This is a genomic window from Methylacidiphilum kamchatkense Kam1 (genome assembly GCF_007475525.1).
Classification (GTDB): Bacteria; Verrucomicrobiota; Verrucomicrobiia; order Methylacidiphilales; family Methylacidiphilaceae; genus Methylacidiphilum; species Methylacidiphilum kamchatkense.
Genome location: NZ_CP037899.1, coordinates 1,146,279 through 1,158,794 on the forward strand (window position 1 = coordinate 1,146,279; position 12,516 = coordinate 1,158,794).

12 protein-coding genes are annotated in these 12,516 nt (G+C 35.3%); 2 read left to right on the plus strand and 10 right to left on the minus strand.

Annotated features, from left to right (window positions below):
- Positions 1 to 14: 14 nt before the first annotated feature.
- The 4 genes from kam1_RS05405 to kam1_RS05420 form a co-directional block, all read right to left on the minus strand.
- Positions 15 to 590: a hypothetical protein gene (locus kam1_RS05405; RefSeq protein ID WP_039722042.1), complete on the minus strand. Its 576-nt coding sequence runs from the start codon at positions 588 to 590 to the stop codon at positions 15 to 17.
- Positions 587 to 1,207, minus strand: a complete 621-nt coding sequence (locus kam1_RS05410; protein ID WP_039722043.1) for a hypothetical protein — start codon at positions 1,205 to 1,207, stop codon at positions 587 to 589. Before kam1_RS05410 ends, kam1_RS05405 begins: the two co-directional genes overlap by 4 nt.
- A gap of 39 nt (positions 1,208 to 1,246) precedes the next feature.
- Positions 1,247 to 1,645, minus strand: a complete 399-nt coding sequence (locus kam1_RS05415) for a hypothetical protein (protein WP_039722044.1) — start codon at positions 1,643 to 1,645, stop codon at positions 1,247 to 1,249.
- Positions 1,646 to 2,310: 665 nt separating this feature from the next.
- Positions 2,311 to 3,213 (minus strand): hypothetical protein, encoded by a 903-nt coding sequence (locus kam1_RS05420; protein ID WP_039722046.1) that lies wholly within the window; start codon positions 3,211 to 3,213, stop codon positions 2,311 to 2,313.
- A 112-nt stretch (positions 3,214 to 3,325) separates the two neighbouring features.
- Here kam1_RS05420 and kam1_RS10130 point away from each other — a divergent pair, with 112 nt between their 5' ends.
- Positions 3,326 to 3,499 carry a hypothetical protein gene (locus tag kam1_RS10130; protein WP_166791935.1) on the plus strand — a complete coding sequence of 58 codons (174 nt, stop codon included), beginning with the start codon at positions 3,326 to 3,328 and terminating at the stop codon, positions 3,497 to 3,499.
- Positions 3,500 to 3,638: 139 nt separating this feature from the next.
- Here kam1_RS10130 and kam1_RS05425 read toward each other — a convergent pair whose 3' ends face one another.
- Positions 3,639 to 4,469 carry a sigma factor gene (locus tag kam1_RS05425; protein ID WP_244945972.1) on the minus strand — a complete coding sequence of 277 codons (831 nt, stop codon included), beginning with the start codon at positions 4,467 to 4,469 and terminating at the stop codon, positions 3,639 to 3,641.
- The gene (locus kam1_RS05430; RefSeq protein WP_143958299.1) at positions 4,459 to 5,616 is read right to left on the minus strand and encodes a hypothetical protein; all 1,158 of its coding nucleotides are present in this window, start codon (positions 5,614 to 5,616) and stop codon (positions 4,459 to 4,461) included. The genes kam1_RS05425 and kam1_RS05430 overlap by 11 nt, the downstream gene beginning before the upstream one ends.
- A 266-nt stretch (positions 5,617 to 5,882) precedes the next feature.
- Between kam1_RS05430 and kam1_RS05435 the strand changes: the two genes are divergently transcribed.
- Positions 5,883 to 6,800: an AAA family ATPase gene (locus kam1_RS05435; RefSeq protein ID WP_039722050.1), complete on the plus strand. Its 918-nt coding sequence runs from the start codon at positions 5,883 to 5,885 to the stop codon at positions 6,798 to 6,800.
- A gap of 416 nt (positions 6,801 to 7,216) precedes the next feature.
- Here kam1_RS05435 and kam1_RS05440 read toward each other — a convergent pair whose 3' ends face one another.
- The 4 genes from kam1_RS05440 to kam1_RS05460 form a co-directional block, all read right to left on the minus strand.
- A complete protein-coding gene (locus kam1_RS05440; RefSeq protein WP_244945973.1) occupies positions 7,217 to 9,007 on the minus strand; it encodes a hypothetical protein in 1,791 nt (596 codons plus the stop codon).
- Positions 9,008 to 9,060: 53 nt separating this feature from the next.
- Positions 9,061 to 9,687, minus strand: coding sequence for a hypothetical protein (locus kam1_RS05445; RefSeq protein ID WP_039722052.1), 627 nt, complete (start codon positions 9,685 to 9,687; stop codon positions 9,061 to 9,063).
- A gap of 287 nt (positions 9,688 to 9,974) precedes the next feature.
- Positions 9,975 to 10,367, minus strand: a complete 393-nt coding sequence (locus tag kam1_RS05455) for a hypothetical protein (RefSeq protein ID WP_039722053.1) — start codon at positions 10,365 to 10,367, stop codon at positions 9,975 to 9,977.
- Positions 10,368 to 10,378: 11 nt separating this feature from the next.
- Positions 10,379 to 12,508 (minus strand): type IV secretory system conjugative DNA transfer family protein, encoded by a 2,130-nt coding sequence (locus tag kam1_RS05460; RefSeq protein ID WP_143958300.1) that lies wholly within the window; start codon positions 12,506 to 12,508, stop codon positions 10,379 to 10,381.
- Positions 12,509 to 12,516: the final 8 nt, after the last annotated feature.

Sequence of the window (12,516 nt, forward strand, 5' to 3'; positions counted from 1 at the left end):
CAGTGTGCTCTTGATTATTTTTTAAGAGAAGGAAAAGGTGAAAGAAGCTGAATTTTCTCATTGGTTTTCTCCATGGGTTTTAATGGATTCATTTTTGATGGCGATTGTTCAAAACCATTGCGTTTGTAAATAAACTCACAGTTTAGAGCTCCAGCATTCTGATTAATAGAAGGAGGAGTCAGTAAAATCGATACTGGAGTAAAATCAGGAAGTTCTTCGGAGCAAAATTCTAAAAACTGAACTACAGCTCCAGATCTTGCTTCGGCTCTAATGCCAATCCCCATAGGGTCATGAAAAATGCTTAATAGCCTAAAATCGTTTCTTTGCCTTTGAAAACGAGACAGAACATCAATCAATATGGCTTCTGTGCTCTGCTTTATCCTTGATTCATACCATATTTTAGAATCTCTAGCCTTTTTTTCTTGTGTAAAAACTCTATGAATATAATTTTCTGCTTGTTCATATTCCTTTTCCATCCTCAGCTTTTTGCGTGCTTCCTGTTGAACATAGCCAATGAGCACCTCAGAAAAAACCCAAGCCAGACCCAATAGACAAATAAAAAAAGAAACTCTCAGAATAAAATTTTTCATCGCAGATCTTCTTTAGAAAGAAAGCAAGTCAAAGTCGCTCTTATCTGCTCCTTTTTTTCTTTGGGCAGTTCAATATTGGAAAATTCGAATTTTATTTTTTTCCCCACACTCTTTTCAAAAGCCAGAGAAACAAGAGCACAGTAAAAACCTAAAGTTTCCATGCTATTTGGATCTTCAGAACGAACCTTCAGGGTGCACTTAATCCTACGAGAAGTATCAAGCAATTCCATGTGGAATTGCTCAATCTGTAGTCCAGGAACTGATGAAAAACAGACAGCAGCAACAAGATTAGCCGGATAGATTTCGTTAATAATCTCTTTGTGAAATCTATCATTCCACAACAGCAGCTTTTCAATGTTTTCTTTTTCATGTAGAATTTTTTCTTCTTCTTTGAAATTGGCCTTCCAAGGATAATTTTTCAAAATCGTAAAGAGTTGAATAATTCGATACAAAAAGATCGTTGATAAAATGATTAGAAATAAGTAACCGACAATATTTTCGATTCCTTTCCATCTATTATTTTTAGTTCCGATCGAAGTCGTTTTGTTCTGCTCTCTTCCCATGGAAAGCAAAAAATTATTTTCTTTCGTTTTATTCTCCCTATCTATCGGTTTCATTTGATTCATCTTTGTTGTATGGCGATTAGTTTTAACTCTTCAATTTTTGGGTAAATAGAGGTTGCTTAAGGTAAGCCAATATTTTCCTTCTGAATAAAAAACGACACCGGTTGCTGGAACAAAAGAGGATTTGGAATTTAACCGAATAGCCTCCACAATATATCTCGGAGGCAACGTTTGAGGAAAAACTCTTTTAGCTCGAACTTCAGTTCCTATCGGTAAAAGCATTCTATTTGCATAGACGAGCGGAGTTGAAAGCGTAAAACCTTCTTTCGATGGAACAACCCTTAATTGGGAGGCAGAAAGCAGATAATCAATCTTTTGGCATTCTATGTTTTGAGGAAAACTCGGCAAATAAGAAGACTGAATAGAGCATCCTGTATAAAAGAGATTAAAGAAAAAAAATAAACTCAATCGGTTGATTGTTATTTTTCCCATCTCTTTTTTATTAGGTCCGTTCAAATTGAAAAATGGCCGACCTATTTAATAAAAAGAAAATTTTATAATGGAAAAAAATTACATTCTTTCTAATAAATCAGATAAATGCTCTCTTTTTCAAAGATGGCTTATTAGTGGTTTTGAATTAGCTTTGCTTTTTTCTCTTTGTGCCAAGATTTTCAATAGACTAACATTACTTTTCGTTTTTCCTTTCTGTTATTTCTGTTGGTGTGTTTTCTGGGAATGGAAAATTCAAAGTCGACCTTTCCATTGGATCATGGGACAAAGAATTATAACTGAAAATAAAATGGATTTGAAACGTGCTGTTTATCGAGGTCTATTACGATTATTTTTTCCTTTTATTTTTTTAGGATTTTCAAAAGTAAGCTTACTGGACCTATTAAGCCGATGTCGATGGAGCAAAAAGAGGTTAATTTTGAAAACTGACAGCTGTTTAAAAGATGCCTCGAAAATGATTCATGCTTTTTTCCTTTGCTCTAAACTATTCTGCAGCTTATGGGAAAAATGGCTTATGACATTTCTATCAGCTATTTCCTGCTTCATCAGCCGGCATCGGCCATGCAAACCGCAAGACTCGCAACCTCCAAGTTCATAGAAGTCACTGCCCGTCTATCAGCGGTAGCAAGCTATAATTAAAAACCTATCTACTCATTTTGTTCATCGTTTGGTGAGTAATTGCCAACCCTTACAGAAAGAATTTGATCTATAATTTTTATTTCCCGAATCCGATTTTCTTTTGTTTTTGCTAATTCTTCATTGGAAAGCCTATATAAATCCGAAACCTGGTTTAAACGACTCTCCGAACGCATCTTATGAATGTCTTTAAGGAGCTGATCCCGACTTTTTTCCATTTCAAAACAAAGATTTTGTAATTCTTCAACTTTTTTTTCAGCTTTGTCTTTACTTTCGGAATACTCTAAAAGGCAGCTTTTAAGATTCTGTATTTCATTTTGCTGTTCTAGAATAAAATTTTCAACGACTTTTAATTCTTCATGCCATGGACACCATGTTTCCAAATTATCCTTGGAAATGAACTGTAATGCTTCTTTAGGAATAATATAAATGTTTCTTGCAATAGATCTTATGGATCTGTGTGAGACTCCAGGAATTACTAAAAAACCAGGATCATTTTTTAAGATGACCAATAGTTCAAAAAAGGAATGTATACTTTCTTTCTTTTCTTCTTCTACTGCTACGGCTTTTTCTGACGCTAGACGTTGTGCCCATGCAAGGCCGATATAAATGATGTAAAAAAAGAGGGAAGCATTTGATAAAATATATCCGAAGGATTCTAAAGAATAGGAGAAGGAGTAATAAGGAAAAAGAAAACTAAATTTATTAAGACTTGCAAACAGGGCTATCCAAAGGAAAGCAAGAAGGTTCTTATTTTTAAAATTTTGTTTAAGAAGGCTATGAAGCCAAATAGGCAAAAAAATAAATGTGTAAGAAAAATTCCATGGAAAATGCAATGGAAAGGGATTTAATGGAGGAGTTCTGAAAAAATAAAGGAGCAATCCATAAATCAATAAAGGATAAATCGTATCCATCTTAAATTTCTTTATTGAAGTTTTGTAAAAAAAAATCTTTTATATGCTCTTTCCAAGTTTAAAAAGCAACCAGTAACGATGAAAAATAGTCTAATCAGCAATTAGTAAAACCATGAGAGGAAAAGTTGGACAATTTCTCTTTGATGCAATGATGACACTTCTCATTGCTATAGCCATAGACCGGTTCTGTCCAGAGCCATTGCGAGGTTGGTGCAGAAACGGATGGCAGATTATAGGGAACGCTATGGAAGAAGTCGTACATTGGATCGGAAGGCTATTTCATTGATTTTTTGAACTTTCCCTCCCTTTTTCTATTCCTACTAATAATCTTTTGAGGGAAAGTTTTTGGCGGCAATTAAATGCTTCTATTCCTAAAAAATACCGATCGTTTTGTATTTCCCATACAGGATAAAAATACTTTAAAACTAAAACAGATTTAATGTCATTGGGCGCGTTTTCAATGATTTGAATCCACTCTTTTTTAATTCTTCATTATCCGATGATTGTTGCATACCGTTTGGTCCAGCAATAATGGTATGCAATTGATCACCCTCATTATTGATTGGAGCATCCAAACTAACTATTTGCGGATTATTAATATTGTTTTCTGGATCTTCTAAATTGAGGTTCTTTTGAGAAGAATTTTTCTTTTTTAGATAAGAACTAATCTGAACTGTTTTAGATTTTAATGCTTCGGCGGCAATTTCATTTTTGATCCAGTATAAGGCATAGTTTGGAAATGGATTTTGTGAAGAAGGATTGTACCTTTCTAAGGCTCTGTAAAAGCCAATAATTCCATCACTAAAGACCGCCTCTTTAATATTTAGGTTGTTCGTTTTGACAACCCTGTGGATCAACTCAATACCGTTTATAATCAATGGTTCCGTTGCTTCAGCTAATGTTTGCCTTTTTCTTTTCCATATTATAGCTTCTTTCCCATTGTCTTTTTCAGCTTCCTCTCTGAGGTTGTTCCACCATATGATGTTCAATCGTAATTTATCTAGCACTGCTAATACTTTTTCGTCCATGTAGTTATGTTTGGATCGAAGTAAAGAAATTAAAAAAACTACTTCTTTGGCATTAATTCTCTTTTGTTTAGAAGGTTCATGAAGATGAATAATCTTCTCAATAAGAATTTTCTTTATAGATGGAATCTGAAGTAAAGATAGTTTTTCTTCATGCAAAGCCATTTGGAATTTTTTGATCGATTCTCTCCAATCTATTTCCTTTTTGACCCATTGTGCTTTATTTTTCATAAGACTTTTCTTTTTTTATTCCTTCCTTATTCTTCGCTAAGTGAAAAAGCAGGTTTGAAGGGATGATTTTTAAACGATTAAGGTTCTGAGATATAATTTCTAAATGTTTGCTTTCTTTGCCTTCGATATCTGCCATTTCTTTCTTAAAAAGAGAATTTTTTTCTTTTAAGAATAGCTCATATAAAATTTTTTTTGTTCTATAACTAAAGATAAACTTCTCTTTGGTTGAAGAATAATTGCCAGTTCTTGATTCTAAAAAATCTTTTAATGTCCAATAAAAAATGGCAAAGGCTCTTGCGTAAGGATCTTTAATTTCGTTATTTGAGACGGCAGCTAAATAATTATCAAAAAAGTTGTTTATTCCTCCAACTACCTCTCCACAAAACAGATCCAACGATTGCAACAAACGGCCATTATTTTGAGCAGGTTGAGCTTTTTCTGCTTTTGTGTCAAAAAATTTAAGAATGTATTGGCTTACAGGAATTGGAGCTATGGGTTGAATATATTCAAGAAGAATTTCGCCTTTTCCATTAGCAATGATTCTTCCTCTTGAATCCGTTTTTGCTTTATAATAGCCTTTAGAGGCAAAAGGAGAAGGATCTTTATCATTGTCTTTTTTTATAGAAGAAAAAAAAGAGAGATACTGTAATATTTTTTCATATTTTTCAGCATATATGTTGGAAAGTCCTTGAAAAAGATCTCCAAGCTCTTTTCGTTCTTGATCAGATAAAGAACTACGCACTTTTTGTGAAAAGCTTTTTATCCATTTTAACGTTCCTTTATCCAAAAAGAGTACTTCATCCGAAGATGCTGGAACTGATCGTGTTTTTTTCTGATTCTTCTCTTTGGCTGAATCATTTATAAAACGAAGATTTTCTTCCCATCGTTCGTTTGTACAAATGTCATATAGCATCGAACAAAGAAGAGCCTTTTCTTTGATGTCAAAAGCAGCATTTTTTTGTTGTCTTAATACCTGTTCTGGGTTGTTTCTAAGGTATTTATTTTTCCGAACAATATTTTGTACTTTTAAAATTTCCTCATAATTGAGAGAATGGAGAGGAAGCCATAAAAATCTGTCTTTTTCCTTGCCAGTAATTAATTCAATCTCTTTTTTATCTAAAAGAGCAAATCCATTAAGTTCTATCATAAAATCTGAAGTGTGTGTTTAATCGATTTTATCTTTCAATGGATCTTTTAATTTTTTCTGGAAAAGAAATGGGCATTTGAAAAGATTTAGTACTCTCTTTTTGTTCCTTTGGTATGTTTTGATCTTTTGTTAATGTTATTGCTTTAAGGTTTCTTAGATGATCTAAAATATGTAAACCTGGTTGATATAGCGGAAGACTTTCTTGAATATTCTTAAAAGAAACATATTCAAAGCTGAATGGCTTCATACCTATATTATAGGTTGCAATGAAAAAAAGTGTGGATCCTTTTTATTCCTTATCTAAAGAAGACTATGTTTCAAGTTTGATACTTCCAGAAGACTATATTATTACGGATATTGCCGCTATAAGAGTGGTAGAATGTGCAGTCCATGCAATGGGAGAGGGGACTGCGCTTTCTGCAGTGTTGTTGGATGGTCCTCCTGGTATTGGAAAAACATTTTTGGGTAAGGCAATTGCTAAAGCCATTGGGGCAAGACATATGTTGTTTCAATTTTTTCCTGGATGTGGAAAAGAAGAACTTCTGCGAGATAAATCCATCGATGGAACACTTGTTCCTGGTATCATTCCTCTGGCTATAACTTCTTCTATAGAAAACAAAACGGTACTCATTCTCAACGAACTAGATAAAGCCGATGTTTCCGTTGACAGTTTTTTACTCGATTTTATTAACGAATCTCAAATATTTGTCCCTCAGTTGGGAGGCGAATTGAAGGCTAACAATACTAACCTTTTAATTGTAATCACAAAAAATGATCTACGTGATGCTACGGAAGCTTTGTTAAGAAGATGTCGGGTTATCTATATGAACTGGCCAACTGTTGAAATGGAAACAAAACTCATAAGAATGCACAATCCATGGGCTTCTGAAAAATTTTGTGAAATCTTTATAAATGCAGCCAATCAATTGCGAAGACATCCTGGTGTAAAGAAAAAACCTTCCCCTCCAGAGCTTGTTCGATTGATAAGCGATTGTTGGCGCATTCGCAATCAAAATATGACTCTTTTAGAATGGAGTCAATTTTTGCTCACAGGGCTTCTTCCTTTACCTCAAGATAGAAAGTATCTAGATCAAAACCCTATGGCTTTAGCATCCGAAGTGAGAAATCTCCTTTCAGAAATTAAAAATCTTTGCAGAATCCACTTTAATGGAATACGTGAATAAAAACTTTTTTCTTGTATAAAAAGCGTTCGATGGCGCATGCGACTTTAAAAAAAATAGACTTATCTGTTCATGCCTCTATCCTCTGTTGGTGAAATACCCACCTAAGACCTTCGTTTCCATTCTCCTAAAAGAGTCTTTAAGGGCATGCACAGCTGCCTACTGCGCTAGGGGCGTCCCCTCGTACAGTAATGCTACTAGAAAAGCACTCCGTCTTGCTTCGCCTCAAGTAGCGTCAGCGCATCGTGTGCTAGTTCAACCAACAGCAGCAGACACCACGTTGAAATAAAAGACAAGGACCGTCTCGCCCCCAGCCTATCCTTCCTCGCCATCAACGGAATGGCTTGTCGTGCACCATGTCAAATTCTTGTAAGAATTTTTTTCATTGGGAAAGATAGCGTTTAGCATTGTAGAGTTGTTTAGGTTTCTCCTGGTGAAGGAATTTGACTTTGTATTTCATTTAAATAATGGGAGGCGGCTTGTCCAGCTTCCAGAGCGGCTTTTTCTCTCATCATGTCAATGACATGCAACCGATCTAGAAGCAACTGATACCGAGTTTGTCTATAATTTTCTATATTGTTTTTCAGTTTTTCTAAAAACTGCTGTTGGTTATTGATTTGATTTGTTACCATAACCTCTAGCTGAGAAATTTGTGGAATGGCCAAAAGATAATTTTGTTGGCATTGCTCTCTGAGAGATTTGAGATCAGTTTGGAGTTGGGTTAATTTTTGTATGACATTCACTGTATCTTGATAGAGTTGAGCATCTAATCTTTCTACTGCAACATTTTGCTGTAGTCGAGCGGTATTTGCCTGTATTAATATCATATAAGATTGATAAGATTGTGGACTTATTCCTGTAACTAGAGTGCCTGATCCCCAACTTGGATTAAGTAGTTGAACTGGGAGGACTAGCATATTTTCTGAGTTATTTTCTTTTCTATGTGAGATCTCAATTGGCCTTTCGCTATCCGTTTGCTGTGCGCTTCTTATCGATAGCAGAGAAGCATAAGGGAAAACGGTTTTATCCAATCTATTAGATGCAAAGAGTAGGACAGGTTCGCCTGGTTTTGTTTTTAGAGTAAATTGTATTATTTGCTTTTGATACTTTTTGGTAAATTGATACAAAAAATTCGGCTGTTTCCTTAAATTGGATCGAATTAAATAATCTTCTACAGCCCCGAACGCACCTGCAGAATATATTTCCGAAAGATTTGGGCTTAGGCCATAGATATTCGACTGATTGATTCCGTTGACAGGACTATAAAGTCCATTGAGGGAACTGCTATTCATCCAGAAAAGAAGCTGTTGCAAGGCATTTCCTCCCCATATTACAGCTTGATATAAAGGATCATTTGGGGATGATGATCTAATCAAGGCGTTAGATCCCAATACCATGGCATTGCCTAAAATGCTAGGCAAAACAGATCCCAAATTTATTTGACCATTAAGCCCATTCCCTGATGAGAGCTGATTGCCAAGAATTCCCCAGCTTAGTGGACCTGATAAATTCATCAATCCACCAATATTGCTAAATAGAGGATTGGAACCCATGTACATTGGAAAGAAATTCATCGCCATATAACCTAACCCTCCGACCATTGTTCCTAAATTACTTCCTCCCATAAATTGTTGAGCAAGAGAACTGCCTACCCCGAATTGTTGGGGGGAAAGAGAAGTCAACATAAAAGGTGGGAAAGCATCCAATCCAATGGGAAGACCTGACAATCCCATGATATTCCCTATATAGCCCAGACCCATGCCATTAAAATTATTACCGTCAAATTGAAGACCATAAGGCAGTTGAGTGAGCATTCCATTTAAAGATTGAGATTGAGATATCGATGTGTTTAAAAAGTTTGAGCCAGAATTTGGATCATTGTATGGATTTTGGGGAACATGGACCTGAGAGACAGCATTCTCATAATTTCCAATTGAAGTAAGAGAAGCAAGTTGTTGACTTAATTGTTTTGTTCCAGAGATCATTTGATCAATATGTTGAACATGCTCATCATTATCTCGGAGGATGTTTTGAATGTCTTGAAGCCTATTTACGATATAGTTCATTGCATCGGCTGCACTCCCAGAAAATCCAGTCACATCAACAGGATATCCCCCTCCAGAAGTAACAGGAGGAGCTGAAGGAGCCTGTGAATAATTTTGAATGGGAGGAATGATGGGTGAGGAGTCAGAAAAAAGCGGAAACTGCATGCATAATATGAGAAAGAACTGTAAAATAATTCTTTTTTTTAGTGATCCCTTTTTCATTTTCTCGCCTCCATTGGAATTTTCTTTTGTTTATCAATCTGCTCCAGCCTAAACTTCTTATTGACAAAATCTTTTGGTAACCTGTCAAAGACGACAAAGCGAAAGTTTCTTTTTTCCCAGATGGAATAAAGATGTTGGCAACTAGCACTCAATTTTTTACAACACTCCAACAGCTCGTTTTTCAATGGATGCAATGAACTTTTAATAAATTCAATGGAATGATTGCCAATTTCCTTTTTTTCTATAGGCATAGATAAAATAACAGTGCCAGGTTTTTTGGGATTATCGATGATAAACCATTCTTCCCATGCTTCAGGAGCTTCGTCATACATTTGAGCCCATAAAGGATATTCTCCATCTAAAAGACTAAGAAAAAAATTCCGATCTATGATAATGGCAGGAAAAGAAGGCTCATTATTTGAATTTTTTGGAATCTCTTTGCCTAATCTTTGATAAAAATAGGCTTCAAAAAGAATAGCTCTTAATGACAGAGAAGAGGATTCTAACTCTTCATTAAAATGAATTCCTAAGTCCTCTGGAAAAACAATTTTAGAAAGCTCTGTCTCTTCCTTTTCTTCTGCATACTCTTTCTCTTTCCAATTACCAACAATTTTTTTACTCATTTTCTATGGCCTCCAATTTCTTTAAATCCATTTTCGATCATTGTAGAGCAGTCATTTAAAACTACGTCTAAAAAGCTTCCCATCTGATTTAATGACTTACTGCTTAGAGAAAAAAGGCCGCGTACCAAAAAATGAAGGACATCCGATGTTGTCTTGTTTTTAAAATAGAATAAAGAGAGGAAAAGAGGGAAAGAAAGAAAGCTAAAGAGAAAAGGTGAAGCATTTTTCCATTGTTTCATATTCATAGTAGAAGAGTAAATCGATAGATACAAATGAAGAACAGATCTTCACATTCCTTTTTTTGCTCTAATTATGTCTGTAAATTTTTGTTTTAATTCAGCTTGAAACTCTCCTTCTTTAACCATCTGCCATATCCTTTTCGGTGTGCCTATAAAACGTGAATAAAGATTAGATAATCCCAAAAAAAGAAAGGATAGTAGGGCAACTTCGAAAAGAAAAACAACTAGATCAGCCTCTCGCCGAGAGTGTAGAAGCATATAGAGAAGAGCTATTGGAAAAGCTTCCAGAAGTTCCCAAAAATTAAGCTTATCGGTAGAAAATAATAGATGATCCCCTGTAACGGTCATAACACCACAGATCAAACAAAGCATTAGTAATCCGATGATATGCAGATTATTATTGTTTACAGGAGGCTGCGGATTAGTCACATGATCAAGCATAACATTCCTTTCTATCTAGGGATAAGATGAAGCAGAAATTGAACTCTTTTTATGCTTTTCTTCCCAAACCGAGGGTGAAGTTTCACAATGGCTTCTCCATCTTTAAGTCTAGAAAAGATATAAGGAGGGTAAATCGGCTCTTTGCGAAATTGAATTTGGAAATCTTGATGGGCGATAGGTTTTGATAAATCAAAAAGAATTTCTTGTGTTCCTCTATACAGATAACCGTCACTTCTTTCAATTTCCCCAAAAAGCCTAGAGGCATAATCATTGGTTTCCATATGAGGATTTCTTAAAAAAATGATCGTTGCTGTATTGGTTAGAATGGCTTCTATTTCAGATTTAATCATTCGGGATTCCAACACAGCTAAAGATTGAAAAGAAATAATACAACCACATTTATATTCCCTTGCCTTATCAAAAAAACCTCTTTCTCCAGTCCAATCTCCTGTGGTTGCCACGGTAGCAAATTCATCGCAGAGATAAATTACAGGCCTTTGTTGGTTAATTGGTCTGCCATCAATTTTTAGTTGCTTTCTTGAAAGGACTGACCGAAAAAAATCGAGTTTTAATAGTATGCTTGCCACTTTTGCCGCATTTCTCCATCTAGAAAAATTCATATCCAATACAAGGATCTTTCCCTGATCAATGATATCTGCAAAATTGAGGTTTCCTTTGGGACTTACCATTCGATCAAAAGGCGGCTGAGTCATCAGTGATGTGAGAACCGAAACAGTCATACCGATGGAACCTGAGGTTCTTTCATTGGCAATATTTAGATATTCACCTTTGAAATAAAGGTAAACTTCATCGGAATAGGGATCTTTACCATAATGATGGAGGATTTTTTCGTAGGAACTTAACCACTTTTGCAAAGGGCCATATTCAGGAGCAGGGATTTCAATATTGTTTATCAAATTAGATAAGGCCAATAATTGATCAATCTCATCAATAAGACTTAGGCAGCTTTCCCAAAGTTCAAGGTTGGGAAGAACCCCAAATTTAAAAGATTTTAAAAGTTTTTTTAGTCGATCTGTTAGTTCCGAGCACACTAGAAGAAGATTGTTGTGAAACTCATCATTTTGAGAATAAGAAAAAAAAGCAGCACGAAAAGAACGCAAACCATTAAATAAGGAAAGGATGCTAGAAGAACCAAAATGCGATTTCGAAGCTTGCTCCCCATTTAAATATTTTAAAATTTTTTCTGTTTCAATTTTCTTCCATAGTCTCTTTTCCCTCTCTTCTTCATTTTCATTTTCCGGCGCATTTTTACTTGCAACATATATGTCTTTAATTTTCTTTTTCCATTCTTGGATCAGGTTTTCGATCCTGTTGATAAGACGATTGATTTTTTCCAATCCCTGAAAAATTTTCTCTTTATTCTCTCTTAAAACACTTTCCACTGAAGATATTTGGCTTTGGTTTGCAGGCTGTCCTCGATCCATGACAAGAAGATTAAGAAGAGGGAAAGACATTGGTGGAGGACATTCTTCAATTATTCCCTTTTGAGCTGCCATAACAAGTTCTCGATGAAGTTGAAAAATGGAGCTAAACAATTTCCTTCCAGCCGCATCCCAGAAAGGATCTTGGCTTGTCTTTCCATCATCAACTGCCTGTTTTAAAGTAATCATTAAATCAGCAAGCTCTGATGGAAGGGAGTCCGGATTATTAAATGGATCTAGAGCAAGATCATGCTCAGGACCAAAAAGCAAAATATCTTTTTCTCTATCATATTTCTTAGCAAGCCATAATACCATTTCAGTCAGCTCGCATTTTCCATCCATAATAAATCCCGAGAATTTTAATTCTGCTTTTTCTTTAGGATCTCTAAGATCAGTTGCTCTAAAAAGGCTTTCCAAAACTTGAGTCAGTACAAATCGAGTTTTTCCAGCACCTGATCCTCCCAGAATGCTCATATGTGAGAATAAATCTTTAATAGTTAGAGGATTGCCAGATTCATCCGTTAGCTCCTGAGGTTCTGTTTCAACTCGAAAATACAATTTTCCAAAATCCGAAGAACTTATTGGATGCCGTGGCCAATAATTTCCTTTGACTTTAGCAGAAAGAGATTCTCTTGGTTTTACATATTGAGGGCCGATCGATCCAACTAAAGTCTCTCTGATCTTTTGGAATAGTTTCATTCTTATAC

Excerpts from the sequence above, each read along its gene's own strand:
- kam1_RS05405 (WP_039722042.1), bottom strand. The coding sequence starts at position 590 with ATGAAAAATTTTATTCTGAGAGTTTCTTTTTTTATTTGTCTATTGGGT.
- kam1_RS05410 (WP_039722043.1), bottom strand. The coding sequence starts at position 1,207 with ATGAAACCGATAGATAGGGAGAATAAAACGAAAGAAAATAATTTTTTG.
- kam1_RS05415 (WP_039722044.1), bottom strand. The coding sequence starts at position 1,645 with ATGGGAAAAATAACAATCAACCGATTGAGTTTATTTTTTTTCTTTAAT.
- kam1_RS05420 (WP_039722046.1), bottom strand. The coding sequence starts at position 3,213 with ATGGATACGATTTATCCTTTATTGATTTATGGATTGCTCCTTTATTTT.
- kam1_RS10130 (WP_166791935.1), top strand. The coding sequence starts at position 3,326 with ATGAGAGGAAAAGTTGGACAATTTCTCTTTGATGCAATGATGACACTT.
- kam1_RS05425 (WP_244945972.1), bottom strand. The coding sequence starts at position 4,469 with ATGAAAAATAAAGCACAATGGGTCAAAAAGGAAATAGATTGGAGAGAA.
- kam1_RS05430 (WP_143958299.1), bottom strand. The coding sequence starts at position 5,616 with ATGATAGAACTTAATGGATTTGCTCTTTTAGATAAAAAAGAGATTGAA.
- kam1_RS05435 (WP_039722050.1), top strand. The coding sequence starts at position 5,883 with ATGAAAAAAAGTGTGGATCCTTTTTATTCCTTATCTAAAGAAGACTAT.
- kam1_RS05440 (WP_244945973.1), bottom strand. The coding sequence starts at position 9,007 with ATGCAGTTTCCGCTTTTTTCTGACTCCTCACCCATCATTCCTCCCATT.
- kam1_RS05445 (WP_039722052.1), bottom strand. The coding sequence starts at position 9,687 with ATGAGTAAAAAAATTGTTGGTAATTGGAAAGAGAAAGAGTATGCAGAA.
- kam1_RS05455 (WP_039722053.1), bottom strand. The coding sequence starts at position 10,367 with ATGCTTGATCATGTGACTAATCCGCAGCCTCCTGTAAACAATAATAAT.
- kam1_RS05460 (WP_143958300.1), bottom strand. The coding sequence starts at position 12,508 with ATGAAACTATTCCAAAAGATCAGAGAGACTTTAGTTGGATCGATCGGC.